Genomic DNA, 25,175 nt, shown 5'->3' on the forward strand with positions numbered 1-25,175 from the left:
GGTCGTTTTCTACATCATTGGCATCACAGGTAACCACTACATCAGGGTATACATAGTGCTTGTGTTGATTGATTTCTACTTTTACATCGCCAGAATACACCCGACAATCATCAGACATTCCATTATCTATCAGTTTTTGAGTATTAAACGAAATCTGATCATGTCTTTTAGTACTACCCGCCATAGCAAATACTTCGCCCTGATAGTATTCATAACGAATGCCTTCAGCGTGTTCCAGTTCGAGGTACTCTTCGTAAGTATAATGAGTTTTAAGTGGTTCTGCTTGTCCCATAGTCAAATTGTATTTTAATCAAATTTTACTCGCTTATAAACATCACTTACCTTAAGGCTTAAGTTCAATTTGGGCAAGGCAATGACTTGATTGGGGTCATTATAAAGAGCATAAGACCATAAATCTTTTTGGCGGCTGTAAAGCTCTATTTCACAAGTGTTTTGTTCTATTAACATGTAATACTCAAGTGAAGGCAAGCGCATATACGCTTTTTGCTTTTCATTTTTGTCATAGCCTTGGGTAGACTTAGAGAGGACTTCTACCACCAAAGAAGGGTGTTTTACATACACTTCTTGGTCGTTTGCTACATCATTGGCATCACAGGTAACTACCACATCAGGGTATACATAGTGCTTGTGTTGATTGATTTCTACTTTTACATCGCCAATAAAAGCTTCGCAATTATCATTGAGTGATTGTTCAAATAAGAATAGAGTATTTCTCGATATACGATTATGCCTTTTGGTACTACCTGCCATGGCAAATATTTCGCCCTGATAGTATTCATAACGAATGCCTTCGGTTTGTTCCAGTTCGAGGTACTCTTCGTAAGTATAATGAGTTTTAAGTGGTTCTGCTTGTCCCATAGTCAAATATACAAAAAGCCCTTGAGAAATCATTTTCTCAAGGGCTTTCTATCTATCTTTTATGACAGGTAATTTGTCAGTTTTTGTGCACACCATTTACATTTTCGGTAGGCGTACTACTTACTTTTACCTCTGGCTTTTCGTCGCTATAATAACATTTGCGGCATAATGGTTCATAGATGTCTTGTTCACCCAATACCACTTTTTCGTCTGACGACACCAAACGATGCGAATAATGAGCAATGTCGCCACATGTCACACAAATGGCATGTACCTTGGTAACATACTCAGCTACAGCCATTAGGTGAGGCATAGGACCAAAGGGCTTGCCCTGAAAATCCATATCCAATCCGGCAACTATTACCCTTATGCCTCGATTTGCCAATTCAATGCTCACATCGATAATTCCTTCGTCAAAAAATTGGGCTTCGTCTATACCCACTACATCACACTTGTCTATATTCTTCAGAATCTCCTGTGACGATGGCACTGGGGTTGACATTACCGCGTTGGCATTATGCGATACCACATGCCGGGCGTGAAAACGTGTATCTATGGCAGGTTTAAAAATAGCTACTTGTTGTTTGGCTATTTTGGCTCGTTTCACCCTGCGAATCAATTCTTCAGTTTTACCCGAAAACATAGATCCACATACTACTTCAATCCATCCTGTACTGTTATGGGGAGTATTTCTAATATTAGGCTCAATAAACATCTTGTATTGGTTAAAAAAACAGGTACCTCAGTAACAAAGTTTTGTGTATGTTCTGACTGTTTGGGACAGCCATATAGTCTTAAATTATGCAAAAACTAAGGAAACATGAAGGTGAAAATTGCCACAAATTTACTTTATTTTTTTCAATAAAAAGAATGAAGCAATGAGAGGTTTTGGCAGTATGTTATAAACCGTTGATTATTAAAAAATTACCCTGACCGAGAGTTTTGTTTGGCTGGGCTCTCCTTGCTTTGTTTTAGCATTATTTGACTTTTGAAGCAAATTCTTTTGTGGCTCAACTGTAACCATTTGATGAATTGTAGGTTTCCCTCTTTGAAAATTAAAACAAACCATCATCATGAAAAAATTATTAAAGCTTGGAGCACTCGTCATTATCATAAGTTGGCAACATGCCTCTTTGCATGCGCAAAAGGTTACTGAGAAAATACAAAAAAAATTAGCCAAAACCAAAGTGCTGGTAGTAGATAATATCAATGGGACAGTTACCATTCAAGGGAGCAACAATAGTAGCATTGACATAACTGCCGAAAAGATTATTACCGGAGACAGCGAGAAAGAAGTAGCCCAAGGCACTAAAGAAACTTCTTTGGCAATGTTTACCCGAAATGATAGTGCCATTGTACACGTTAAAAATCCTTATATATTTTATCGGCATAACTCCAGTAGAAGACGAAACTTTGGAGGTTATCGATGGGACAATGCAGACCAGAAAGATACAGGGTATAATTTCAAATTCAATATTACCGTCAAGGTTCCTCAAAATATTCACCTAGTGATACATACCATCAACGATGGAGATATTAGTATTGCCAATACACAAGGCGAGATAATAGTGAATAACATCAATGGCTCAATTACATTGGATAACGTGGTAGGCAAAACTAAAGCCCGAACCATCAATGGACAACTTAAGGCTAAATACCGTCAAATACCTAATGCAAATTCTTCTTACTATACCCTCAATGGAGATATAAAAGTAAGTTATCCTCAAAGTTTTTCGGCACAACTCCGCTTTAAGTCGTTTAACGGAGAGTTTTATACTGACTATCCTATTGAATACCTGCCCACTCAGGTAACCCAAAACGCCTCCAGAAACGGCAAAAAAAAGATTTATAAAATCAATAAATATACTGCTGTAAAAGTCGGTAAAGGAGGAAAAGTATTTAAGTTTGAAACGTTTAACGGTAATATCTATATCAACAAACAGAGGTAGACTTTACAATACGGTCAATTATTTACCCAAAGATCAACAACATTCTTATTAACTTATTTTATAAAACACGCTGAAAAAACATGAAACGCTTATATACAAATAATTTAAACCGAGCAATAAAACTAAGTATGATGGTCTTGTTAGTAGCAGGAACACATATAACAGCCCAGGCTCAAAAGGTGGTTAATGTGTCTTTAAGCAACCCTGGTAAACCAGGTAAACTCAAAATGACTACTACATTTGGTGCCATTAAAATAGTGGGTTATAACGGTAAAGAAGTCAAAATCTCTTCCTCTTCGGTACTTCCAAAAAAATCTCATTCTGATAAATCAGGAGGGCTGAAACGCATTGCCAATAGCTTTATGAAACTGACCATTACCGAAGAAAACAACTATGTAAAGATTTCTACCAGTAGTCACCAACATATTACTTATTTAATACAAGTACCCCGTAAATTTGACCTGAAACTAGGCATGGTAAATGGGGGGAAAATGGAAATAGAAAATATAGAGGGTGAAATAGAAGCCAGTAATGTAAACGGGAGCATTATTGCAAAGAATATATCGGGGGCGATGCTTGCCAATACAGTGAATGGTAAAATTATCGTAGATTTTGATAAGATAAAACCTAACACTCCCATGTCTTTCCGGGGCTTAAGCGGTAAGATTGACCTTACCCTGCCCAAGTCTACCAAAGCTACCTTTAAAATGCGAGCAGACCGAGGAGATATTTTTAGTGATTTTGAGATGGATATAGTAGACGAACCAACCGTAGTAAAAAAGGGTGACAACAAAAAACGTATCATTGTGAGCAAGTGGGTAAAAGGTAAACTCAATGGAGGAGGGGCTAATTTCACGCTTAAAAACATGCACGGCAATATTTACATACGGCAAAAAAAATAAACTCCTCTCTGTTAACATACAAACCCCTTGTAAATCGCTTACAAGGGGTTAATTTTTTATAAAAAAGTAATGGATTTATACTGTTACTGTTTCTTCTTCCAGTAACCAACGACGTGCATTGGTTTCTCCTTGAAAATAACGAGTGATTTTACTGGTAGGCAAGTCTTCCTCTATGGTTTGTTCTACTGACAAATGGCTTAGAGCATCAAGACTGGTGACTATTGCTACTTTTTCAATTTTGAGTGTTTCCATAAATGGAAATATATTTTCAACCAACCAATCTTGTACTTCTGGGCTGATAGTAAACTGAAAGCCACGAAGGTTGAGTAAAACAAAACGGGGTTGGTGTGAGCGCAAATCTTTTAAAAAACCATAAGAGCCATTGATAAAGTCTTCGTCTACTAAGCGTAGGGTAGCAGGGTATGCTGCCACATACAGCAACGATAAACGGTTATTGATGGTACGGGTTGACCATTCATTATTGTGAATTTTCATACAGTTGTGTGGTAGTATTAAGGCATGACAAAAATATATAGTTTTAAGCAACTATTTCTCTGACAGGTCTGACTAAAAAACATGGCATAGCCAAAGCTATGGCAGTTCTTCACAGCATAAGTTTTAACAAAGCACGTCGGAAAAAGAGGTTGTTAAAAATGCGTATTTATTTTTGACACATCCCCAAGGTTGAAAAAAAGTGGTAAAGTAAATATTAACAGGTTGAGCAGTTGTCAACCCACCGGTGTCATTGTGTAATAAGTTATTAGTAAAGCGGAAAAAATAAGATGTGCCAATAAAACAAAATATTTGTTGAGTGGGCGAGTCAAAAAACCTTTGCATAGCCCAAGCTATGGAACTGTTTTTTGAGGAAGTCCACTCGGCAAAGATACCGTTTTATGGCTCAGATTATTTTTGTAGGTTTACTTAGATAAAAAACGTTAATTTTATTAAAAAAAATTACAATATGATAAAGTGTACTATTTTTATATTGATAGATATGCCTTCGAAACGTGAATACGCCTTTAAAAGTTCTCCTAACTATGCTTAAATGAGGAGGAAAGGGGAACTTTAACATAAAAAAACGCCTAATTGATTTATGTACTTGCTTTATAAGGAAATAGAGGTATATGTCATGTAATAAATAAATCAAAAGTATAGCATTTGAAGTTTAATTATTAAATTCATCTTCTAAAATAGCATACTCCCAAGTATCAGCCCAACCTGTTTTTAAGGGCAGTGCTTTACGCTTACGCCCCTCTGAAGTCATGCCTATTTTTTCTAACACTTTGATTGATCTTTGATTTTCAATGGCACACCCTGCTTCTATACGGTGCAACACAAGGTCATGAAAAGCAAAGCGAAGCACCTCAGACACTGCTTCGGTGGCTATGCCACGCCCCCAGTAGTTTGAGTGTATCTTATACCACACTTCTCCATTACGCATTTTGAGTGCCCCCAGGTGCAATCCAACCAAGCCCACAAAGTGTTGCTCAAACTCTACTGCTAATGTATAGTTCTTGCGAGTATTTGATTGTTGAAAAGCAACCCATTGTTGTAAAATACTCAGGGTTTCTTGTTTGTTTTGTGGTATACCAAGTGTATTGAACTCGTCTGTTTCTGGCAAAGAGTGTAGCTCGTGTACACTGTCAAGGTCGTGTAAACTCAACTCGCGAAGTATTAAGCGAGGAGTTTTAAATTTAGAAGTAATCACAATTGGCAAAAGTTAGTAAATAATGAAATATACAGGTTGATAGGTAATCGGTAAAGATACTACGAAAAATTATAGTCTACCAATAGGTAAAATCACTCGCTAAACCTTAGCTTTTTGAACCATGCGTTGAAGACTACTTGACATAAAACATTGAAATACAATCTTATAAAAGAAACCCAAGCATTACACTATTAAAAAACTGCCTGACAGGTAATATTTGTCGTTGCCTAAAGGTTTCGGGTTTCCTAACTTCTGGCTACCTTTGTTGAGTATTAAACTAGTAATTATACAAAGATGCATATTGCAATTGCAGGAAACATTGGGGCGGGTAAAACCACCCTCGCCAGTAAACTGGCAGAACACTATAACTGGATACCTTGCTTTGAATCGGTAGAGGATAATCCTTATTTGGAGGATTTTTATGGCGACATGCAAAAGTGGGCTTTTCATTTACAAATACATTTTCTAAATCACCGCTTCAATCAAGTAGTACAAGTACAGCAAAACCCTTTGCCTACCATTCAGGATAGAACTATTTACGAAGATGCGCACATTTTTGCCAAAGGTTTGCATACATCAGGCATTATGAGCCCACGCGACTTTACAAACTACTGGAAGGTATACAACACCATGCTTTCGTTTGTGGCGTCGCCCGATGTGCTTATTTACCTCAAAGGAGACCTACCTAAATTGATGGAACAAATAAAAAGGCGTGGGCGGGAATATGAGCAGGATTTGGAAGACTACGTGGCAGACCTTAATGTACACTATAACCATTGGATTAAAGGATATAAAGAGAGCCCTTTGATAATATATGATATCAATGAGTCTGATTTTTTGCGCAGTGAAAGCGATTGGGAGCATTTATTACATCAGATTGACCAGGTACTTATCGATAAAAAAGGGATCATTTCTCATTAAAAAACTTTGATGACCAACACCATTAAAATAGCACACAAAGCAATGAAAAGTAGTATCATAAAAATAACTTGCCTATATCTTCTGGTCACAGGACTGGCTGCTTTAACCACCAATAAAACTCAGGCACAACAAAAAGAAGTGAGAGAAGCCCAAAGTTTGTACCGACAGGTAAAACGTGCCCGTGAAAATGGAAGACTGTTTGAAAGTATCTCAGAACTGAACAAAACAGGGTTGCGTATGCCCCTTATTGGAACTTATAATCGCATTGAACGGTACTTTTATAAGTTGACCGTTGAAAAAAAACCGATTTTACGGACAATCCTTATTAAAATAGAACGCAATAATATACGTTATAACCAAGAGTTTCTTTTTAATCTGACAGGTGAACCTGTGTATATTTTTGAAAGCCAGAACGACTTTAAAAAGTATAAATACCGTACACTTAAGATTTATTATAACAAGGACAAACCTGTGCAATGGGTAAAAGGCAGGGCTGTAATAGATGGTCGTTTCTTAAAAAAAGAGCACTTAGTAAGGGTAGAGGAGTTGCTAAGTAAAGCCAAGAAGTATTACCAAAAATATAAAATACAGGTAAAGGGTATAGATCAACTAAAGTAACATTATTGTACACAACTACAGTTATACAGGCTAAAATAGCATATAGCTGCGTAGTTTATGATCAAGTGAAAAGAATTGTCTATAATTACGAACAACCACAACGCCACCCACACTGGTTTTTTGTCTGAAAAACCGTAATTGGTGCTTTCTTTGCGCCAATTAATTAACTTGATCCAATATAGGGCTAATTGAAATTTGTCAATCAGAAAATGAGTAACCAATATGATTGCGCAAGTTGTTGGTGTAAAGAAAAACATGAAGGGTAAGGTGTATAATATACTGTGTATACTACACGCCAGCCATCCTTCTAAGTCAAAGCGGGTTTTACGCGCTGCCATCCAATCGTTCTGTAAAAGGTAGTCCCCGATTAAATGCAATAATATTTGTAACATAATTGCAATTTGCCTATATTTTGATCAGTACTCAGAAGCAAAGGTAAGCTTTTTAGATGAATATATTTCTACATTAAATTCAGTAAAATAGATGGCAAAGTCGCTCATAAACAGATTAGTCGAGGGATTTCTGAATGCATTTGTGCAATTGCACATTCAAATACCTGTATACAAAATCGAACACCTGGCTACACTAGTGCATCACTCTATGGACGGCGAAAAACGTAACTTTCATACTTCACGCCACGCATTATCTGTTTCTGAAGCACAAGATGGTATCCCCACTCTTGCTGGGTTATTTCATGATATTATTTATTTTCAGATAGACAACGGGTTCCCAATGTATACCCACGAAATACTAATGCCTTTTGTAGAAATAGACGGTGACGAAGTATTCATCAAACCAGAGTTTGAGATAGAAGATATATTATTTACCTTTTGCCTCGAAATATTTGAGTTTCAACCTGGACAAAAACTTTCACCTTTTAGTGGGCTAAACGAGTTTTTGAGTGCTTTTGTGGCAGCCAAGTCTCTCGAAGAATTTCTTACCCGCAAGCAACTCCTGATGATTATTGCTTGTATAGAGGCCACTATTCCTTTCCGTATGCCCGATAAACGGGGTATTTCTGCGTATGACCGCCTTGAAATGCGTTTGCGACGTATCAGTATACAATATGATGTAGACTTTTCGGAGCACGAGATTAGTCAAACAGTGCGTTGGGGGGTAACCCTTGCCAATAAAGATGTAGAAAATTTTGCTTACCAAGATGTAGGAGAGTTTTTAGATCATACCTGGGCTTTGTTGCCTGAAACTAACGGAACATTATGGGCTACTGAAGTCTACTCTATCCGCAACTACCGTCAGGCATTGTTAAAGATGGAAAATTTTCTGAGTTTTTTGAATCCTGACAGCGTTTTTCAACAATACAAAGACACGCCTGATAACAAGTATTACCACGAACTCAACCAACAGGCGCATTATAACATTGGCATTGCCCGCGATTATCTGGGAATCAAGTTATTAAATATAGCCATTATAGAGGCCTTGGCATTGACTACTGGGGGTGATGTACCCATTTCTATGTTTTTGGGAGACATTAAACACCCAGGACAGAAAGTAGAACGTGCAGAAGATTACCTGCCCAAAACCGGACTAAACGATGACTTGGAGTACAACGAAGTACTGTATGCCCTGCTTGAGTTTGGGCGTGCCCACGAGTCAAGTTTTGATATGAAAAATTCTCCATTGGCTTCTTTTGTGTATAAATCATTGGGGACAAAAAAAACCAATGACTACCTCAATTCAGCAAAAGATATGTTTGCTCACCGCATTTCACCCGAAGACTTCTTGCGTAAAATGGACCCTCACGTAGTTTGCTCTATAGCCAAGGCCTGTGCTATGCTTGCTTTTACCCGTCGTGAAGCTTTGCTTGATCAATATGGTCAAATTGAAGGCTTGATGGAAAAATAAAAGACCTTGTAGATAGTTTTTCTTGGTTTTTGGTGTAGGCACTTATTTATACACAATAAATGATTGTTTTGCCTCTGTTAGCCTTACTTTTTATTTGGTGTTTCTAGTAATAACTTTTTAAAACCCAAACCTTTCTTGTCTTTCCACAAAAAAATATTAGGTTACTTTCCCTCTCAAAAGATTCATTCGTTGAGATTCAATATTTGGTTTTAGAAACCCTATATTCGGTCATTTCAACAAAACAACCCCCATTACCCATCATGATATATGTTTTTCTGATTATAGGGAGTATACTCACTGGTTTTATCAATACACTTGCAGGAAGCGGTAGTCTAATTATGTTGCCACTGTTGATGGCAGCAGGTTTACCTGCCAATATAGCCAATGGTACTAATAGGGTTGCTACTTTAGTACAAAGCATTGTAGGGGTGGGTACGTTTGTGAGAAACAAAAAAATAGACATCAAAGATAGCCAGTTGCCAATAGGGGTATGTGTGGTAGGAGCATTTTTTGGGGCTTTTATTGCTACACGCACTGATCCAGCTTTTTTGAAGCAGTTTATCAAATACTTAATGATTGTAATGTTTTTTGTGATTTTGGTCAAACCAAAGCGCTGGTTCAAAGAAGCAGACATAGCCAGCAATAAACACAAACATCCACTTACTCTTGTATTGCTATTTTTTGCTGGAGTATATGCAGGATTTATTCAGGCTGGCATTGGTATTATTTTGTTAGCTATTTTAGTATTGAGGGCTGATTTTAGTTTGCCTTATGCTAACTTTGTCAAGTTAGTAGTAGTGTTGGTATATGCACTTCCGGTACTTATTATTTTTGTTGCTGATAATGAAGTAAACTGGAAACTAGGTGGTATTACAGCTTGTGGGCAGGGTTTAGGGGCTTTTTTGGGTGCCCGATTTGCTACTCGTTACAAAAATGTACAAATATGGATTTATCGCTTGTTGGTCTTTGTGGTACTTTCGGCGATCATCTACTTATTTAAAGATGATTTGGGGCGTTTACTAGGCATCGATCTAAGTATAAAACCTGCCTAAGCCGGAAGTTTATTCTCGAACCAACGAAAAACTAAAAAAAACTTACCTTTGTAGCGACACCACTTTTAATAAAAGTATGAAGTATTATGTAATTGCAGGAGAACGTTCGGGGGATTTGCACGCGTCGAACTTGATGAAAGCCATTCAAAAACATGATAATGAAGCAGCATTTAGGTTTTGGGGAGGAGATGAAATGCAAAAAGTGGGAGGGAGCATGGTGAAACATTACCGCGAAACTGCTTTTATGGGTTTTGTTTCAGTGGTTAAAAACCTGGGTAAAATCCGGGGGTTTATGAAGTTGTGCAAGCAGGATATTTTGAACTACCAACCTGATGTGGTGGTGTTGGTGGATTATGCCGGGTTCAACTTACGCATTGCTAAGTTTGCAAAAAAACACGGTTTCAATACGTTTTTTTATATTTCGCCTAAAGTATGGGCCTGGAACACCAAGCGAGCTTATAAGATCAAGGCAAATATAGACCGTATGTTTGTTATTTTCCCTTTCGAACAAGAGTTTTATCAACAATTTGACTATGAGGTAGATTACGTGGGCAATCCTTTGTTGGACGCTATAGCTAACTTTACTCCCAATCCTGAGTTTAGAGCCCAACACGGACTCGATGACCGTCCAATCATTGCGTTGTTGCCAGGTAGCCGTAAACAAGAAGTAGAACGTTTGTTGCCTATAATGTTAGGTAATGTAGGAGCTTTTCCTTCTCATCAATTGGTAGTAGCAGGCGTAAATAACCTGCCCGAAAAACTATATGAAGAAGTGGTTCATCACCCTGAGGTAAAAATCATTTATGAAGATGCTTATAATTTACTCACTCAGGCAGAGGCGGCTGTAGTTACCTCTGGTACAGCTACGTTAGAAACGGGACTTTTTCAGGTGCCACAAGTGGTAGTTTACAAAACCAATGTTTTTTCTTTTTCCATAGCCAAACGCTTGATTAAAGTAGCTTATATTTCTTTGGTGAATCTGGTATTGGGCAAGGAAGCAGTAAAGGAGTTAATTCAACAACAATGTACTGCCGATAATATAACACAAGAACTTACACAACTGGTAAAAGGAGGTGCCAAGCGAGCCAAAGTAATGCAACATTACACAACACTAGAAGATCTGATGGGTGACACAGGTGCTTCTGCCCGTGCTGGTACTCTCATGGTAAAGTACCTTAAAGAGATCAAAGGGCTGCCTAAAGGTTAATCGGGATAATACTTAATTATAATTTTAAACTATAGGGCTAAATTTCTATTTTTGCCCCTGATAAAATTTTCAGACTGTATTTAAGGAATAGTACCAAAATAAATTTACATTTTTAACGTCATCTTTCGCTGACAGAATTCGTTAAAAAAACTTGCCGTAGCGCTGCTATGCCGCGTTTTTTTGTCTCTTCTGCCAACAAAATATTTTGGCGTTACTATAGAACTTTATTTTTACACCATTTCTAAGTTGAACTTAATGTCGATAATTTTATCCTTTCTACACGTTTTTTTTATATACAATGAAATGGTTTAGACAACTATACAGAATATGGCTTTTACTTTGTTTTGCCATTCCTTTCCTGTTATTACTTCCTCTGTTTATTATCATTATTTTTTATCAACCGGGGCGGCGTTTTATCAAACAATTGAACAACTTGTGGGCAAGGTGCTTTTTTGTAGGTGGCTTTATCCCTTACAAGGTCATTTATGAGGCCAAACCCTTGAGTAAAAAATCTTATGTATATTGTGCCAACCACACCTCAGTGCTTGATATTATAGCGATGGGATTGGTTGTACGAGGTCCTTACTCGTTTATGGGCAAAGCAGAGCTAGGAAAAATTCCGTTATTTGGTTTTATGTTTTCACGTTTACATATTCCGGTAAATCGGGTAAGTAAAACCCAATCTTATCAAGCACTTCAGAAGGCGTTGGATACAGTGGATAAGGGCTTTAGTATACTGATGTATCCTGAAGGGACACGTTCAAAAAAAGCCCCAAAACTACAAAGGTTCAAGGATGGAGCTTTTAAGATTGCCATAGAAAAACAAGTACCTATAGTACCTGTAACAATGCCTTATAACTGGAAAATACTGGGCAACGATTCGCTCCCTAACTGGCACAAGGGCAAGGCCATCGTGCATAAACCAATAGAAACCCAAGGGTTGACTATGGATGATTTAGCCATGTTGAAACAACAAACTTTTACTGTGATAGATAATGAACTCAAAAAATACTATGAACCCCAACTCGCAACCGAACGTCGATCGTCAAACGCTTCATAAAATAGCTCAATTGGCAAGGTTGGATATATCAGCAACAGAAGAAGAAGCTGTTTTGAGTGATTTGAATCAAATCTTGGACTGGGTAGAAAAACTCAAAGAACTAGATACAGAGGGGGTAGAGCCATTGCGTTTTATGTCGGGTGAAGTGAATAACCTTCGTGAAGATAGTCCCAATAATGCCTTAGACAAGTCAGCGGCATTGAAACTAGCCCCTAAAGCAGATCAAGACCACGTGTTAGTGCCCAAAGTATTGAATAATGATTAGGGAGTGATTGCCTGAGTGTTTACCAGTAGTTGTATAAATGTTTAATAATCAGTAACTTAAATTTTAATTTCTGATTGGCATCCTTTATTAATCGTGATAAAATACTCTACTGAACTATGTGGTTTGAGTATAGGCAGACGAAATCTTTAAAAGAAAAAAGAATAATTGTCACAATAAGAAACACATGAAGACTTTGATTTTTTGGCGAGAATGGAATAAAACCCCTCGTATACTATATACATTACTATTGGTGGTATTTTTGGGAGCACTGAGTTGGTGCATGTATCATTATACAAAAGGAACAGACAATGTTTTTGGCTGGACAACCAATCAAAAACTTGATGTAATTCCAGTAAAACTAAGTACTTATACCAAGGGGATATTTAATATTCCAATAGAAGGGGTGTCTTATGTGGTGAAAGAAAGCTTTCAAACAGTTACCAAAACCTTAAATACACCCACACGCTTTGTCTATGGGAGCTTTATTTTATTGGCAATGTGTGTGTTGCTTACAGTGATCAGCAGTCTGCAACGCCTATGGTATTTTGCCGGGATGGCTATTTTTATGTTCTTTTTGTCAAAATTTGGATTTGGTTATCTAGGTGACTCATTTGGCGATAGCCTTTTCCTTATTATCTGTATTGCCTTGTATGGGCTTACCAGCTATTACTTTCAGTCTTTTGGCAAGTATTTAGGGTTATTGCCCCGTTTGTTTAGCTTTATTGCCATTACTGTAGGGTTGGGCGTATGGATAAGTGTCTCCAGTACAGTTAATTTTCCGGTGATGTATTTAAGTACGTTTAGCTGGATCATACCTTTAGCACTCACTTTTGTATTCATTACCATTATAGGGCATGACATTATATATGGTTTTTTCCACTTAATTGCTAAATATAATCCTGGTAACAAAACCAATAGCATTCACTTTGGCATTATCTCTTTTATTTACCTGGGCAACTTGGTGCTTATTTTCTTAAAAGACCGGGGTAACATAGACTTTGATATTCTCTATATAGACCTTTATTGGTTGTTGGTTGTGTCGGCTGTTTTGGGTATTTGGGGGTATCGCCGCCGAGGAGTTACTATCAGTAAATTTATCTCTTTCAACCCACAGGGAGGCTTACTTTACCTTGCCTTAGGCATCATTGCTTTTGCAACTATTGGGTATTATCAAGCCATTGGAAACGACGCAATTAATTCGGTAATACGCGATGTTATTCTGTTTAGTCATATAGGCTATGGAGTGGGTTATGTAGTGTATGTGTATGTAAACTTGGGGGTTTATATGGGGCAACAAGTAGACCTTACCAAAGTAGCATATCAAGGGCAGTTTATGCCTCATCCAATGTTACGTTTGGTGGGTTTGGTGTTTATTTTTGGCTTTTACTCTGCTTCTAAGCAAATTCAAAGAGAACAAATGTTGGCGGGGTATCACTCGGTGGCAGCTTCTACTTATTGGGCACATGGCAACAAACGCCTCACTATGGAGCATTACAAACTTGCTACCCAATACTTTTTTTATACGCATCAGCCACACTATGCATTGGCAAACCTAAAAATAGATGGCTCGACAGAGCTGGTAGAAGCCATTACTCATTTGCAACATGCCATTATAAGTAAGCCCACTGAGCATGCCTATAGCCGACTCGCCGAGATATACACTAAAGAAGAACAATACATTGACGCTGTATTTACTTTACGTGAAGGAGTAAAGGTGTTTCCGGGTAGTATGCAGCTCAATAATAACCTTGGGTTGGCGTATAGCCAAACTGAAGTAGGTGACTCTGCTATTTATTACTTTGAGAAAGCCGACTCACTTGCTAAAGGTTCATTGATTCCTAAAAACAATCTGATGGCTTATCTTGCCTTTAAAAAAGCCGAGCAGTTTGATCCTAAAAAACTACAAAATGGGGAAGATAAACAAGATTTGGCCACCAAAAGCAATCACATTGCTTTGTATAACCTTTATCAAACTTCTTATCAACAACCATTAGATGAGCAATTGAAAACAAACCCTAGGCTAAACGGGGAAAAGTTTGCCTATTTGTATAATTACCTGCTTAACCGTTCCGGAAAACGAGACAATAAGGCCATAGATAGTGTTTTGGCGAAGGAAACCCGAAAAATAGAATCGAATAAAGACAATCGAGACTATGCCTACTATCTACAATATGTGCGGGCTTGTTTTCAATACTATGGTGGCAACATTTCTCATGGGATCAACTCTCTGGCAAGTATACCTGCTACCAAAAGTAACGGCTACTACAATGCAGTACTGGGGCTTTGGTTGCTAGAACAAGGGGCTTACGAGCCTGCCATTTCTTACTTAAAAACGGCTAAAAAACTACAAAACACCCAAGCTGCTATTTATTTGGGCATAGCTTTGAGCGAAAAGGGAGATATAAAGGGAGCCATAGAAAATTGGAAAGAGGCACTGGCAAGGCAAGCTGAGAAAAAGGGAAGGCATAGAAAAAACGACAGTGTAGCACTAAGTTTGGCGCAAAAAGTAATGGGGGCTTTTACAGATACTGTAGCGTTAAACACCGATGAAGAGAAATTTATATTATTACATTATCGTCATAAGTACCTGAATGAACAAAACCTAAAAGATACTTATAGTGCCATACAAGATCCCAACTATAAGACTTGGGCGGCTGCCGACTTAATGAATTATTACCTTGATCAGGAAAAAGTGGCTGAAGCGGAGGAGATATACAAAACCCTTAAAGTTAGGAAACTAGATAATTACATTAAAGCAGAGATAAACCACGCTTATCTTCGGTTGTTGAAGGCACAAGAAAAAAATGACCTGTTGTTGCAGTTCGTAGATCAACTGGAGTTGGGCACATTGCATCGTAACAAAAAGCCGTATTTTATGGGAATAGCCTGGTACAACATTGGCGACCATAAAAAAGCGGAGGAATATTTTAAGCAAGCTGTAAATGCTGCTCCTTTCTCTGAGGAGGTAATTTTGACAGTAACAGACTTTTATCTAAACGCTAAAAAAGACATAGACAAGGCCTATAAAATTGTAACCAATGCTGTAAGAAGAAATCCGTTTTCGGCGCCATTGTACAAGTCGTATGCCTTGCGTGCTTTAGAGATGGGGCTAGATGGTTATGGAGATACTGCCCTGGAAAGCATTCAAGACTTGACTGATAAAGTTGAATTTGAACGTTTTAAGAAAAAGTATCTGGCGTACAAAACAGCATTAGAAGAAAAAAGAGTTTCGGTGAAATAAGCATTTTGCGAAAACATAATCATTACTCCCGACTGATTGTGTAAGCAATTGGTCGGAGTTGCTTTAGTCTGTTTTTTGTGTTGGTTCAGCCTCTTCATAATAAAGGTAATTGAGGTGAAAGTTTTGTGGGGGTGTCTCAGGGTTTTGCGAGGATGTAGGAGGAGAAAAGTAAATGTAAGAAGAAGAGGTGTTTACATGGTTGGGCAGGGGTAATTCTTCAGCTACTAGATCATCTTCTATTTCTGTTTCGTCTTCGCTAGGCTTACTAAAAGCAAAGGCAAAAATGAACCCAGCTATTCCTCCCGACAAATGTCCCTCCCAAGACACGTTGCCTCCTTGTGGCAACATTCCCCAAATAAAGCCTCCATATAGAAAGATAACTAAAAACGACAAGGCCAACGAAGGACGGTCGCGTCGTATAAAGCCACTAAATAATACAAAACTAATCAACCCATATACCAGCCCGCTGGCACCAATATGAAAGCTAGGACGAGCAAAACTCCAGGTCCACAAACCACTGGCAAAAATTAGCCAACCTGGTAGTTTTCTGGCAGACTCACGATAGTTGATGTGTATAAAGGTGAGCAATACAACAAGTGGAATAGTATTGGCAATAAGGTGCGCATAATCGGCGTGTAAAAACGGCATAGTGAGTATGCCCTTGATACCGAATATTTCTTTGGGATATAAACCGTATTTACTCCAGCTACTACCCGAAAGGGTTTCCAGAAGCTTTATTAGCCACATTACTCCCGCCAACACTAACCCAGGTAGCATACTACGAAACAAGTGTTTTTTTTCTTCCTGCATGTTTTTATGTAACTTTAATGTGAACCTTACTAAGTTTGTTTTTAAAATATATTAAAATTTCATTATTTTAAATCCTGTGGTTCGTTCACAGGGGTTTAGTACATGTTTTAAAGCATTGTTTTTAGGCTGATGTCAACACATACAAATTGTTTTTTGAGTCCAGGTGATGGCTTTTAAACGAGTGCATACCAAGGATACTCCTGTTTATGAGACGAATATGTTGCTAAACAAAAAAACAGACTGTAGAATTTCATTTGTTTAAACTAAGTAAAACTATAAAAATAACCTAACTGCAGACCTTCAGTTCAAGTTCTGCGTAGCTAATTCATTGAACTTCGTATCTGATTGCTGTACTTCTTCAAAAAACAGGTACTGTCTTCTTTTGGATTACTTTATTTTTTTACCAAACATTGATCACCAACTTTAAAAATACAGATTTATGAATTATGAAAAAAACTTCAAATACTTAGTTTTTGTATTAGGAGTGCTGTTTTTGGGCATTGCCGATACTATGGCTCAAGTAACCCCCTCTACGTATGCGGCCTACAGGGGCGATCGCGATGGAGATGGTGTACCCGAATCAGGGGGAAAGGATAAATGCCCAGATACACACACACGTGTGCAAGGGAGAGAAGCATACATCACGGTCAACGGAAAGAAAATGTGGGTACCTTTGCCTAAAAACCTGCAAGGGAAGTTTAAGCATGAATTAGGGTCTGTATTAAAAGAACGTGCTGAATTATTAAATGCTAAAAGGAAAAAAAAGCGTGAACTATACAGACTAGACAAAAAAAAGGTAAAAGGACGCGATGCCAGAAAAAAGAAAAAGGCAGACATTGCTGCTAAAGAAACTGAAATATTAAAAATAGACTCGCTGGTAGGGGTAATAGATGAAAAGAAAAAGAAGCTTGACCCTCGACCTTACTTTGAATTCTTTGTTACGCTTGAAAACAATACCAGGGTGCCAGTAAAACTACGCCTGGATGTGGATGCATTTGGTTGTTTACCTGATGCTGACCAAGATGGAGTACCTGATTTGGTAGACCGTTGCCCTAACAAGGCTGGTGGAGACGGTGCAGATGGTTGCCCTGACCGTGACAAGGATGGAATTCCAGATAAAGCAGATCTTTGCCCAGATGTAAAAGGAGGTAAAAAAACCAAAGGTTGTCCAGATAAAGACAACGATGGTGTGGCTGATAAAGACGATGAGTGTCCAAATACCAAGGGGGAGATTAACCTTAAAGGTTGCCCAGATGCTGATAAAGATGGCGTGCCTGACAAAGACGATGATTGCCCAGATGTAAAAGGTTTGGTTACACTCAAAGGTTGTCCAGACTCTGATGGTGATGGAATTCCTGATAAAAAAGATGATTGCCCAGATGTAAAAGGTTCTACCAAATATAATGGTTGCCCAGATACAGATGGGGACGGAATCATTGACAAAAAAGATGACTGTCCTAAGAAAGCTGGGCTTGCTGAGTTTAACGGTTGCCCTGATCGTGATAAAGATGGCGTGCCTGATAAGGTAGATAACTGCCCTGATGTACCTGGTGTAAAAGATAACCGAGGCTGCCCAGAAGTACTTGAACGTGCCAGTAAGGTCTTATTTGCTCCTGGAAAAGCGATTATTAACCCAGTGTCTTTCCCTGTATTAAATGAATTAAGTGAGTTATTGAAAAAGTATGCCTCCACCAAGATTTACTTAGAAGGTCATACCGATAATCAGGGAGATGATGATGCTAACCTGAAACTTTCAAAAGATCGGGCGCAAGCAGTAGCAGATTATTTGATTAAGAAAGGCATTGCCAAGTCGAGAATAGAAAGCACTGGTTTTGGCGAAACCAAACCTATAGCTGATAACAAAACAGCGGCTGGGCGTAAGAAAAACCGTAGGGTAGATATGAAACTAACCAATCAGTAAGATTGTCGGACAAGTATTGAACAACAAAAGCCTTGTAACTCTTGAGTTACAAGGCTTTTGTTGTTTGTAAGCGCTTGTTTACATGAAATTTCAGGATTAGATGCGTTAAGCCAAGCTTTAGAGAGTTTATAAATTCTCCGATTGCTGTTTCATCTTTGAAAATTAAAAGCAGTACGGCGTGCGTAAGTGAAGTACTGGACATAATGATGAAAATAGCGGCTACCTGAATTGGGTACAAAAAAAATAACCTGCCAAATTCTTTGGCAGGTTATTATCATCTTAATAAACTTTAAACCCTCTTTATTCTGTATCTGAAAATTAATCATGTTGTCTATGTACAATACCCCTTGGTGGCAGTAGTTGTTACCCTGTTTATACTAAGTATTTGTTTTTTTATACTAAAGTGTATTTTTGATAAAATAGGCGCAAAAAACTATAGAAATAGTTCATTTGAAAAGACACTTAAGAGTTATTTTAGGATAAATTTATTTTTTCATTCAGGTTTCGTAAATTGCTCTATGTCAGAAAAGCAACAGGAAAACACCCCTCAAAAAAACACTAAGTTGAGCTTTCCGCCTGACTTGATTGATACGCCACAGATAGAGTGGGTAATGCAAAAAAGCATTGATTACATCAAATCTGGAGTTTTTGTACACTTGAAAGGAGGAGCTAATACAGGAAAAACAACCTACACACGCTATCTGGCCTGCTTATTACAACAACCCATAGTATCAGTATCAAGCCAAATTGTTGATAACACTACCCTTGCCTTGATATATCAAGCAATGGCAGAAGGGCACACACTTATCTTTGACGATTGTCAGCGAGCAAGTACAAGTGACTGGCAGCACTTGTTACCCATACTAGAAGATAGTTTATTACACTTTCCTCTACAAGCGCCAAACGGCATGAGTATACATCAACTACACCCAAGGTTTACAGCTATTTTTACCAGCAATACCGAAGAGCTTGAACAATGGAATATCTCCCCTCAACTGTTGGAAGGTTGCCTGGCAAATATTGCTTTACCTACTTTTAATACTACTACGCTTGCGGCTATCATTCAGGCAAAATCAAAAGTAAATGCCCAAACAGCCCAGGCAATTGTTCACCTACTTGAGCAGGTGAAAAAACATCTTCAGCATCAAAGTAAAACCTCTGTAAAAACAGGAATTGTTCTAGGCAAAGTACTGGCAATGAGCAACATTACTGTAGCACAGCACCCCGCAGAGTTTAGTAAGGCTTGTGTGGATATTTTATGCTTTGACCTGAACCAGGCTGCTACTCAAACAGTGACAGAGTGTATTGAATTGACGCTTCAACAGTTTGCCCAACCACCCCAAGAAGAACCAACCCAAGAAGTAAAGCAAACAGTTTACCCCATAGAAAGCTCTCCCGTAACGATGATGTTACAAAGTGAAGTAGAGCTAGAAATGCGTTTTTACGACGATGTGATTTCTTTTATGCAAGAGGTGAGCAATGACGAAGCTGAGATTAGTTTTAACCACCCGCCAGACACTATGCAACCCGATATTTTGATTACCATTGCTCAACAGTTTATACCCAAAATTAAGGATTTTATAGCGCAACAAATCAACGGAGAAGTACAAATAATAAACAATGAAACTGTAGAGCCAAGAGAGTGTGATTTATTTATAAAAATATCAAAAAAAGTTCCTAACGAATCACAAATACGCATTGAAAAGCTTAAAAAACTCATAGCCAATTACGAAAAACATCATTCAGGTAAGCAACCCAAATAATAAATTTGGCAAAGGGCATTTTTGATACTTAGGGTTCTTTTTGTTTTTTTGTAAGCACATTGCGCTACAGTTCCAATCTTTATGAATAACATGGCTGAAAGTTTATATCAAAAGTATGCATCTTTGTTTGCCTTATTTGGCATCAAACAAGTAGATGTAATTGCCCAGCATTGGCAGTCTCCCCATCGCTTTTATCATAATGAAACACACCTAAAGTTTTTGATAGATGAAATAGAAAAGTTATATGCACTTGACGGCATTAATGACCACGCACGCCATATTTTATTATTAACTGCTTTTTTTCATGATGTAGTGTATGAACCCCTTGCCAACGATAATGAGGAAAAGTCTGCCCAACTGCTTGATAAAATGGTTACAGCACGTTATCCCGATGCACAAATTGTTCGGGAAATAATACTGGATACCAAAAATCACGAGCCTAAAAGTCAACTTTCGGAAGTATTCTGTTCCTTGGATATGTACATTGTAGAGAGCGGTTCTTTTGCTGAGTTACAAAAATGGGAGTTTCAGATTTTTAAGGAATACCAAATGGTTGACTATAAGTTTTATAAACAAGGAAGACTTAAGTTGCTCAGAGAGTTTGCCCAACGCTACCCTAAAAATGCACATAACCTGCAAAACCTGATAGAGTATGTAGAGCAGCATAAACCCAAAATTGGTATTTATGCTGGGTCGTTTAATCCTTTTCATAATGGCCATTTTAATATTTTACAGAAAGCCGAAAGAGTCTTTGACAAGGTAATTATTGCCAAAGGCATCAATCCTGAAAAGCACAATAATGATAAAATGGGAGAAGATTCCAGCGTACTCAAGTACCGTCAGTATGAGACTTTTACGGGTTTACTTACTGACTATGCCAGCAGCAAAGAAACCGACACCGATATGACGATCATTAGAGGGTTACGCAATGGTGATGACTTGGACTATGAAGTAAACCAATTGAGGTTTATGGAAGATATGAAACCCGACATTAAGCTTATATTTATCAATTGTGACCAACAGTTTGAACATATCAGTTCATCATCTATCCGTAACCTAGAAAGAATTAGAGAAGGGTTGGGAAGAAAATATTTACCAAAATAAGTTGTTTAGGGCAACTGAACAGCTTTGAGGCGTTTTTGGGCTATTTTGGCATAGTCAGGACTGAGTTCAAACCCAGTAAAGTTTCTTTGTAAGTTTAAGGCTGCTACCCCTGTGCTGCCACTCCCCGCAAATGGGTCGAGCACGGTTTGTTGCTCAAAGGTAAGTAGCTTGACCAAGTGTTGCATCAATGATACAGGCTTGAGCGTAGGGTGTATATTGTAGTCATCGGCATGTTGGCGTACCTTAGGTACAGTAAAAAACTTATCATACCCATCGTCCATAGTTTCGGTACGTATAATATTAGCTGCTACCCTGCCCTTGGGGTGTGGATTGTGCCCCACTTCACCTTCACCATCTTCAAACGGTATGCGGGTTTCTTCCAGGTTTAAGGCACCTGTTCCGTGTTTAATCACGTTTTCAGCCACATTCAGCCCTTTTTCTAAGGGTTTTTGGATAAGTATAATGGGCTCATAGGCTGGTTTGATTCCTAAGCCTGCCCCATCGTATTTTTTGCCCAAAGATGATGAGGGCTTGTACTTGTTTTTTTGTTGTGGGTTGGTGTACGAGTCTGCCCCACCTTTTTTGTACCCTTGCATATAAGTGTACTTACCCACTATTTTACTGTCTACCCCTAGTTTTTTATCAATATTGAGTCCCACATTACGGCTTTTGGGCATACCATTCAAGTAGACCCAAAACAAGACATCTTTGATTATAAATCCATTATCTTCTAAGTCTACCATGAGTCTGTGCATAAGCCTTACCGCCGAAAATACCAATCCAAAAGCACCAGGTTTCATCACTCGCAGGCAATCTGACCATATTTGTTTGTTGGGCAAACTTTTGTCCCATTCGTGCGCCTGAAAACCAATACCATAAGGTGGGTCAGTCACCAATGCGTCGATGCTTTGAGGAGCAACCCCTGATAAACCAACACAGTCTTTATTAAAAATCTTATAAGTATTAGTGGGCATTATAGATAGAGCATAATTATGTTAAGTATAATGTTTTAGAAAAAAAGGACAAAATAAAACTCCAGATAAGTTATAAAACACCAGACCAAACCACAAATTTATATATTGTAAATTATTGTAGCCTATTAATTCATAGAATATTCCTTTTTAGTATGCGTTGTGATAACATAAATTTGCTTAACTTTTGTAACTAATGATAGTTTACTTTTATGAAAAATAAACACCCCTACCTGGCATGCTTTATCCTGCTTTTGTCAATATTACATTTAAGTGTAAGCGCTCAAAAACTACCCAAACTCATTCCTTACCGTAAAGGTGATCAGTGGGGTTTTTGCAATAAAAACAAAAAAGTAATCATTCCCTGTGTTTATACCAGCGCCAGCCCCTTTGCCGAAGGGTTGGCCAGAGTAAGTAATAAAGAGAGGAATTTTGGGTTTATCAACTCAAAAGGGAAGGTAGTGATTCCATTTGTATACGATTGGGTGCATAATGTACACGATGGCTGGATTTATGCTGAAATACAAAGCCCTAAGTGGGGCAATGTAGGTGGGTTTATTGATAAACAAGGAAAAATAGTAGTGCCTTTTCGTTTAGAAACGCCTCCCGTGCCATTGCCCGAAAGCGAGCGGTATTTTTTTAGTGAGGGGTTGATGGCAATTCCTTGGAAAGTTGAACCATTTAATAACACCAAATATGGTTACATAAACAAAAGCGGTAAATTTGTAATTCAACCATCATTAGGTTATGCTACTCAGTTTAAAAATGGACTGGCAGCTACTGAGCTTAAGAACTATAGCACACACGCATACATTAACAAAAAAGGTAAGGTAGTTTTTAAAGATAATTATTATACTGCATCAGCTTTTGTAGAAGGTAGAGCAAGGGTGAGAAAAAATGATTTGATGGGGTTTATCAATACTTCTGGTAAAGTTATAATTCCTATTAAATATTATACTTTTCAAGATTTTAGCGAGGGGCTGGTGAGTATTTCGAATGGAAAAAAAACTGGATTTATGGACAAAAAAGGTCAAGTAGTGATTCCATTTACTTATGAAGCTGCCTATAGCTTTAATAATGGCTTGGCTTTGGTAGTTAAAAACAAAAAAGTGGGCTTTATTAACCGTAAAGGCCAAGTAGTGATTCCGCTCCAGTATGACTTCAACCGTGAATTTTACAATATAACACATGTACCAGGTTTTACTGGTTTTCATAACAATTACTGTGTGGTTTGGAAACAAAACAAAATGGGCTTTATCAATCGTAAAGGACAAACGGTGATTGATTTTAAATACGATGGTTTTGGTGCCGTGATTTTTCCATACCATCACTACAGTCAAGGTTTGGCTTTAGTCAAACAGGGCGAAAAACAGTTTTATATAGACATGCAAGGCAATGAATATTATGAAGATTAATGCGAAAAATTATTTACCCCTCATTTTCAGTCTTTTTTTGACATCCTACACCACCTTTGCCCAAAAGCTTCCCCAACTTATTCCTTATCGTAAAGGCAATCAATGGGGGTTTTGCGATAAAAACCGAAAAATTATTATCCCTTGTACCTATGCCAATGCCAGCCCTTTTTATGAAGGACTTGCCAGGGTAAGTAATAAAGACGAGAAGTATGGATTTGTTGACATGAAGGGAAAGGTAGTAATACCCATAAAATATGATTGGGCGCACAGTGTACACAAGGGGTGGATATATGTAGAACAAAACCGAGAAGGTTGGGGCAATGTAGGGGGCTTTATAGACAAAACTGGCAAGACCATCATCCCTTTTCAAATCAAAACTCCTCCTATACCACTTCCCGAAGCATCACGTCACGTTTTTAGTCAAAACCTTATGGCGCTACCCTGGATAGACAAACCTGGTGCAATTGCCAAATATGGTTACATTGCCAAACAAGGTAAGTTTACCATCAAACCTTCTTTTAATTATGCTACCCGTTTTAATAAAGGAGTTGCATTGGTGCACCTCGGTAAAGACCAAGGCTATGGTTATATTAATCTGGATGGTAAAATTTTGTTCAAGAAAGAGAAATACTATTCTTCGGCTGCTTTCTCAGAAGGGCTTGCCAGAGTAAGACTCAATAGCAAGGTTCCAGCAGAAGCAATGAAGCAAGGCTTTATAGGTACTGATGGTCAAGTAGTGATTCCGTTGGGATACTATACTTTCAATGATTTCAAGGAAGGCCTGGTAGCAGTGCAAAAGTATGACCCTAAAAACCAGGAAGGGCAGAAGTGGGGTTTTTTAGACAAGAGTGGGGGCTTGGCCATTCCTTTTCAATATGACCAAGTGTTTAATTTCAATGAAGGAATCGCCTTGGCAGTTAAACTCAATAAAGTAGGGTTTATCAATAAAAAAGGCAGGACAGTCATTCCATTTAAATACGAGTACCATACCCATGCACATTTTTATGACATGCTTAATATTTCTGACCGGGCTGGGTTTCAGGTAGGGTTTGCACCAGTATGGCAAAAAGGAAAAATGGGGTTTATTAACCGTGAAGGTAAGGTCGTTGTAGAGTTTAAATATGAGGGCTTTGGTGAAATATTTTATGAGTACCACGATTATAGTCAAGGTTTGGCATTGGTGCGATTCAAGGATAAAGAGTTTTATATAGATATGCAGGGGAATGAGTATTATCAGGACAGGTAAATAAAACAACAAAAAAACAATCATTTGACTTTTCAAATGATTGTTTTTTTGTATCAAAATATACGATTTCGTATATTTATAAAAAAACGAAACGATGTCAGGAAGAGAACTAAAAAAATTAAGGGCTAAAAATAAGCTTACTCAGAAGCAATTAGCGGAGAAAATAGAGGTTGCTCAACCACGAATTTCGGAGTGGGAAAGAAACAAATTCAAAATATCAAAAGCCTATCGGAAAATACTCAATGACTTTTTTGTAGGATTAACAGCGCCAAATGTTTAG

Annotated in this window: 24 protein-coding genes; 16 read left to right on the plus strand and 8 right to left on the minus strand. The window is 38.0% G+C overall.

Annotated features, from left to right (window positions below):
* The 3 genes from M23134_RS32765 to M23134_RS32775 all read right to left on the minus strand — a co-directional run.
* A partial coding sequence (locus M23134_RS32765) for a Uma2 family endonuclease (RefSeq protein WP_002704184.1) occupies nucleotides 1–292 on the minus strand: 292 nt, incomplete at its 3' end.
* 14 nt (nucleotides 293–306) lie between these two features.
* A complete protein-coding gene (locus M23134_RS32770) occupies nucleotides 307–879 on the minus strand; it encodes a Uma2 family endonuclease (RefSeq protein WP_045114822.1) in 573 nt (190 codons plus the stop codon).
* Nucleotides 880–955: 76 nt separating this feature from the next.
* Nucleotides 956–1,594 (minus strand): thymidine kinase, encoded by a 639-nt coding sequence (locus tag M23134_RS32775; protein ID WP_002704186.1) that lies wholly within the window; start codon nucleotides 1,592–1,594, stop codon nucleotides 956–958.
* A gap of 358 nt (nucleotides 1,595–1,952) precedes the next feature.
* Between M23134_RS32775 and M23134_RS32780 the strand changes: the two genes are divergently transcribed.
* On the plus strand, nucleotides 1,953–2,828 hold the full coding sequence (locus M23134_RS32780; RefSeq protein WP_002704189.1) for a DUF4097 family beta strand repeat-containing protein: 876 nt from the start codon (nucleotides 1,953–1,955) through the stop codon (nucleotides 2,826–2,828).
* Nucleotides 2,829–2,956: 128 nt separating this feature from the next.
* Nucleotides 2,957–3,730 carry a DUF4097 family beta strand repeat-containing protein gene (locus M23134_RS32785; RefSeq protein WP_002704193.1) on the plus strand — a complete coding sequence of 258 codons (774 nt, stop codon included), beginning with the start codon at nucleotides 2,957–2,959 and terminating at the stop codon, nucleotides 3,728–3,730.
* Nucleotides 3,731–3,805: 75 nt separating this feature from the next.
* On the opposite strand, the gene M23134_RS32790 is transcribed toward M23134_RS32785, so the two are convergent.
* Together M23134_RS32790 and M23134_RS32800 are read right to left on the minus strand one after the other, a co-directional pair.
* Nucleotides 3,806–4,225 carry a hypothetical protein gene (locus tag M23134_RS32790; RefSeq protein ID WP_002704195.1) on the minus strand — a complete coding sequence of 140 codons (420 nt, stop codon included), beginning with the start codon at nucleotides 4,223–4,225 and terminating at the stop codon, nucleotides 3,806–3,808.
* Between the two features lie 670 nt (nucleotides 4,226–4,895).
* A complete protein-coding gene (locus M23134_RS32800; protein WP_157558767.1) occupies nucleotides 4,896–5,438 on the minus strand; it encodes a GNAT family N-acetyltransferase in 543 nt (180 codons plus the stop codon).
* A 294-nt stretch (nucleotides 5,439–5,732) separates the two neighbouring features.
* Here M23134_RS32800 and M23134_RS32805 point away from each other — a divergent pair, with 294 nt between their 5' ends.
* Together M23134_RS32805 and M23134_RS32810 are read left to right on the plus strand one after the other, a co-directional pair.
* Complete coding sequence (locus M23134_RS32805; RefSeq protein ID WP_002704198.1) at nucleotides 5,733–6,359, plus strand: deoxynucleoside kinase; 627 nt, start codon at nucleotides 5,733–5,735, stop codon at nucleotides 6,357–6,359.
* A gap of 42 nt (nucleotides 6,360–6,401) precedes the next feature.
* The gene (locus M23134_RS32810; protein WP_157558768.1) at nucleotides 6,402–6,977 is read left to right on the plus strand and encodes a hypothetical protein; all 576 of its coding nucleotides are present in this window, start codon (nucleotides 6,402–6,404) and stop codon (nucleotides 6,975–6,977) included.
* A 2-nt stretch (nucleotides 6,978–6,979) separates the two neighbouring features.
* Here the strand turns inward: M23134_RS32810 and M23134_RS42810 are convergent, their stop codons facing one another.
* Nucleotides 6,980–7,369 (minus strand): DUF3307 domain-containing protein, encoded by a 390-nt coding sequence (locus tag M23134_RS42810; RefSeq protein ID WP_045114814.1) that lies wholly within the window; start codon nucleotides 7,367–7,369, stop codon nucleotides 6,980–6,982.
* 91 nt (nucleotides 7,370–7,460) lie between these two features.
* Between M23134_RS42810 and M23134_RS32820 the strand changes: the two genes are divergently transcribed.
* The 6 genes from M23134_RS32820 (at nucleotide 7,461) to M23134_RS32845 (ending at nucleotide 15,665) form a co-directional block, all read left to right on the plus strand.
* Nucleotides 7,461–8,840, plus strand: coding sequence for a hypothetical protein (locus tag M23134_RS32820; RefSeq protein ID WP_045114815.1), 1,380 nt, complete (start codon nucleotides 7,461–7,463; stop codon nucleotides 8,838–8,840).
* Nucleotides 8,841–9,100: 260 nt separating this feature from the next.
* Complete coding sequence (locus M23134_RS32825; protein WP_002704210.1) at nucleotides 9,101–9,892, plus strand: sulfite exporter TauE/SafE family protein; 792 nt, start codon at nucleotides 9,101–9,103, stop codon at nucleotides 9,890–9,892.
* A 76-nt stretch (nucleotides 9,893–9,968) separates the two neighbouring features.
* On the plus strand, nucleotides 9,969–11,099 hold the full coding sequence (lpxB, locus tag M23134_RS32830; RefSeq protein ID WP_002704212.1) for a lipid-A-disaccharide synthase: 1,131 nt from the start codon (nucleotides 9,969–9,971) through the stop codon (nucleotides 11,097–11,099).
* A 298-nt stretch (nucleotides 11,100–11,397) separates the two neighbouring features.
* Complete coding sequence (locus M23134_RS32835; RefSeq protein WP_002704215.1) at nucleotides 11,398–12,159, plus strand: lysophospholipid acyltransferase family protein; 762 nt, start codon at nucleotides 11,398–11,400, stop codon at nucleotides 12,157–12,159.
* Complete coding sequence (gatC, locus tag M23134_RS32840; RefSeq protein WP_002704217.1) at nucleotides 12,113–12,424, plus strand: Asp-tRNA(Asn)/Glu-tRNA(Gln) amidotransferase subunit GatC; 312 nt, start codon at nucleotides 12,113–12,115, stop codon at nucleotides 12,422–12,424. Before M23134_RS32835 ends, gatC begins: the two co-directional genes overlap by 47 nt.
* Before the next feature lie 184 nt (nucleotides 12,425–12,608).
* Nucleotides 12,609–15,665 (plus strand): MFS transporter, encoded by a 3,057-nt coding sequence (locus M23134_RS32845; protein ID WP_002704218.1) that lies wholly within the window; start codon nucleotides 12,609–12,611, stop codon nucleotides 15,663–15,665.
* Between the two features lie 63 nt (nucleotides 15,666–15,728).
* Here M23134_RS32845 and M23134_RS32850 read toward each other — a convergent pair whose 3' ends face one another.
* The gene (locus M23134_RS32850; RefSeq protein WP_002704220.1) at nucleotides 15,729–16,475 is read right to left on the minus strand and encodes a rhomboid family intramembrane serine protease; all 747 of its coding nucleotides are present in this window, start codon (nucleotides 16,473–16,475) and stop codon (nucleotides 15,729–15,731) included.
* 439 nt (nucleotides 16,476–16,914) lie between these two features.
* On the opposite strand from M23134_RS32850, the gene M23134_RS39290 reads away from it, so the two are divergent.
* The 3 genes from M23134_RS39290 (at nucleotide 16,915) to M23134_RS32865 (ending at nucleotide 21,263) form a co-directional block, all read left to right on the plus strand.
* Nucleotides 16,915–18,396: an OmpA family protein gene (locus M23134_RS39290; RefSeq protein ID WP_002704222.1), complete on the plus strand. Its 1,482-nt coding sequence runs from the start codon at nucleotides 16,915–16,917 to the stop codon at nucleotides 18,394–18,396.
* A gap of 518 nt (nucleotides 18,397–18,914) precedes the next feature.
* Complete coding sequence (locus tag M23134_RS32860) at nucleotides 18,915–20,159, plus strand: P-loop NTPase family protein (RefSeq protein WP_045114816.1); 1,245 nt, start codon at nucleotides 18,915–18,917, stop codon at nucleotides 20,157–20,159.
* Between the two features lie 90 nt (nucleotides 20,160–20,249).
* Entirely contained in the window at nucleotides 20,250–21,263 is a 1,014-nt protein-coding gene (locus M23134_RS32865) for an adenylyltransferase/cytidyltransferase family protein (RefSeq protein WP_002704226.1), read from the plus strand.
* A gap of 5 nt (nucleotides 21,264–21,268) precedes the next feature.
* Here the strand turns inward: M23134_RS32865 and M23134_RS32870 are convergent, their stop codons facing one another.
* Nucleotides 21,269–22,237: a DNA-methyltransferase gene (locus M23134_RS32870; protein WP_002704227.1), complete on the minus strand. Its 969-nt coding sequence runs from the start codon at nucleotides 22,235–22,237 to the stop codon at nucleotides 21,269–21,271.
* A 209-nt stretch (nucleotides 22,238–22,446) separates the two neighbouring features.
* Here M23134_RS32870 and M23134_RS32875 point away from each other — a divergent pair, with 209 nt between their 5' ends.
* The 3 genes from M23134_RS32875 (at nucleotide 22,447) to M23134_RS32885 (ending at nucleotide 25,175) form a co-directional block, all read left to right on the plus strand.
* The gene (locus tag M23134_RS32875) at nucleotides 22,447–23,649 is read left to right on the plus strand and encodes a WG repeat-containing protein (protein WP_002704228.1); all 1,203 of its coding nucleotides are present in this window, start codon (nucleotides 22,447–22,449) and stop codon (nucleotides 23,647–23,649) included.
* Nucleotides 23,639–24,895, plus strand: coding sequence for a WG repeat-containing protein (locus tag M23134_RS32880; protein ID WP_198145126.1), 1,257 nt, complete (start codon nucleotides 23,639–23,641; stop codon nucleotides 24,893–24,895). The genes M23134_RS32875 and M23134_RS32880 overlap by 11 nt, the downstream gene beginning before the upstream one ends.
* Before the next feature lie 94 nt (nucleotides 24,896–24,989).
* The gene (locus M23134_RS32885) at nucleotides 24,990–25,175 is read left to right on the plus strand and encodes a helix-turn-helix transcriptional regulator (RefSeq protein WP_002704230.1); all 186 of its coding nucleotides are present in this window, start codon (nucleotides 24,990–24,992) and stop codon (nucleotides 25,173–25,175) included.

Origin of the sequence: Microscilla marina ATCC 23134 (genome assembly GCF_000169175.1) — a bacterium.
Classification (GTDB): domain Bacteria; phylum Bacteroidota; class Bacteroidia; order Cytophagales; family Microscillaceae; genus Microscilla; species Microscilla marina.

Excerpts from the sequence above, each read along its gene's own strand:
- M23134_RS32885 (WP_002704230.1), top strand. The coding sequence starts at position 24,990 with ATGTCAGGAAGAGAACTAAAAAAATTAAGGGCTAAAAATAAGCTTACT.
- M23134_RS32870 (WP_002704227.1), bottom strand. The coding sequence starts at position 22,237 with ATGCCCACTAATACTTATAAGATTTTTAATAAAGACTGTGTTGGTTTA.
- lpxB (WP_002704212.1), top strand. The coding sequence starts at position 9,969 with ATGAAGTATTATGTAATTGCAGGAGAACGTTCGGGGGATTTGCACGCG.
- M23134_RS32820 (WP_045114815.1), top strand. The coding sequence starts at position 7,461 with ATGGCAAAGTCGCTCATAAACAGATTAGTCGAGGGATTTCTGAATGCA.
- gatC (WP_002704217.1), top strand. The coding sequence starts at position 12,113 with ATGAACCCCAACTCGCAACCGAACGTCGATCGTCAAACGCTTCATAAA.
- M23134_RS32780 (WP_002704189.1), top strand. The coding sequence starts at position 1,953 with ATGAAAAAATTATTAAAGCTTGGAGCACTCGTCATTATCATAAGTTGG.
- M23134_RS32790 (WP_002704195.1), bottom strand. The coding sequence starts at position 4,225 with ATGAAAATTCACAATAATGAATGGTCAACCCGTACCATCAATAACCGT.
- M23134_RS32850 (WP_002704220.1), bottom strand. The coding sequence starts at position 16,475 with ATGCAGGAAGAAAAAAAACACTTGTTTCGTAGTATGCTACCTGGGTTA.
- M23134_RS42810 (WP_045114814.1), bottom strand. The coding sequence starts at position 7,369 with ATGTTACAAATATTATTGCATTTAATCGGGGACTACCTTTTACAGAAC.
- M23134_RS32860 (WP_045114816.1), top strand. The coding sequence starts at position 18,915 with ATGTCAGAAAAGCAACAGGAAAACACCCCTCAAAAAAACACTAAGTTG.
- M23134_RS32775 (WP_002704186.1), bottom strand. The coding sequence starts at position 1,594 with ATGTTTATTGAGCCTAATATTAGAAATACTCCCCATAACAGTACAGGA.
- M23134_RS32875 (WP_002704228.1), top strand. The coding sequence starts at position 22,447 with ATGAAAAATAAACACCCCTACCTGGCATGCTTTATCCTGCTTTTGTCA.
- M23134_RS39290 (WP_002704222.1), top strand. The coding sequence starts at position 16,915 with ATGAATTATGAAAAAAACTTCAAATACTTAGTTTTTGTATTAGGAGTG.
- M23134_RS32865 (WP_002704226.1), top strand. The coding sequence starts at position 20,250 with ATGGCTGAAAGTTTATATCAAAAGTATGCATCTTTGTTTGCCTTATTT.
- M23134_RS32845 (WP_002704218.1), top strand. The coding sequence starts at position 12,609 with ATGAAGACTTTGATTTTTTGGCGAGAATGGAATAAAACCCCTCGTATA.
- M23134_RS32770 (WP_045114822.1), bottom strand. The coding sequence starts at position 879 with ATGGGACAAGCAGAACCACTTAAAACTCATTATACTTACGAAGAGTAC.
- M23134_RS32785 (WP_002704193.1), top strand. The coding sequence starts at position 2,957 with ATGATGGTCTTGTTAGTAGCAGGAACACATATAACAGCCCAGGCTCAA.
- M23134_RS32825 (WP_002704210.1), top strand. The coding sequence starts at position 9,101 with ATGATATATGTTTTTCTGATTATAGGGAGTATACTCACTGGTTTTATC.
- M23134_RS32805 (WP_002704198.1), top strand. The coding sequence starts at position 5,733 with ATGCATATTGCAATTGCAGGAAACATTGGGGCGGGTAAAACCACCCTC.
- M23134_RS32835 (WP_002704215.1), top strand. The coding sequence starts at position 11,398 with ATGAAATGGTTTAGACAACTATACAGAATATGGCTTTTACTTTGTTTT.
- M23134_RS32880 (WP_198145126.1), top strand. The coding sequence starts at position 23,639 with ATGAAGATTAATGCGAAAAATTATTTACCCCTCATTTTCAGTCTTTTT.
- M23134_RS32810 (WP_157558768.1), top strand. The coding sequence starts at position 6,402 with ATGAAAAGTAGTATCATAAAAATAACTTGCCTATATCTTCTGGTCACA.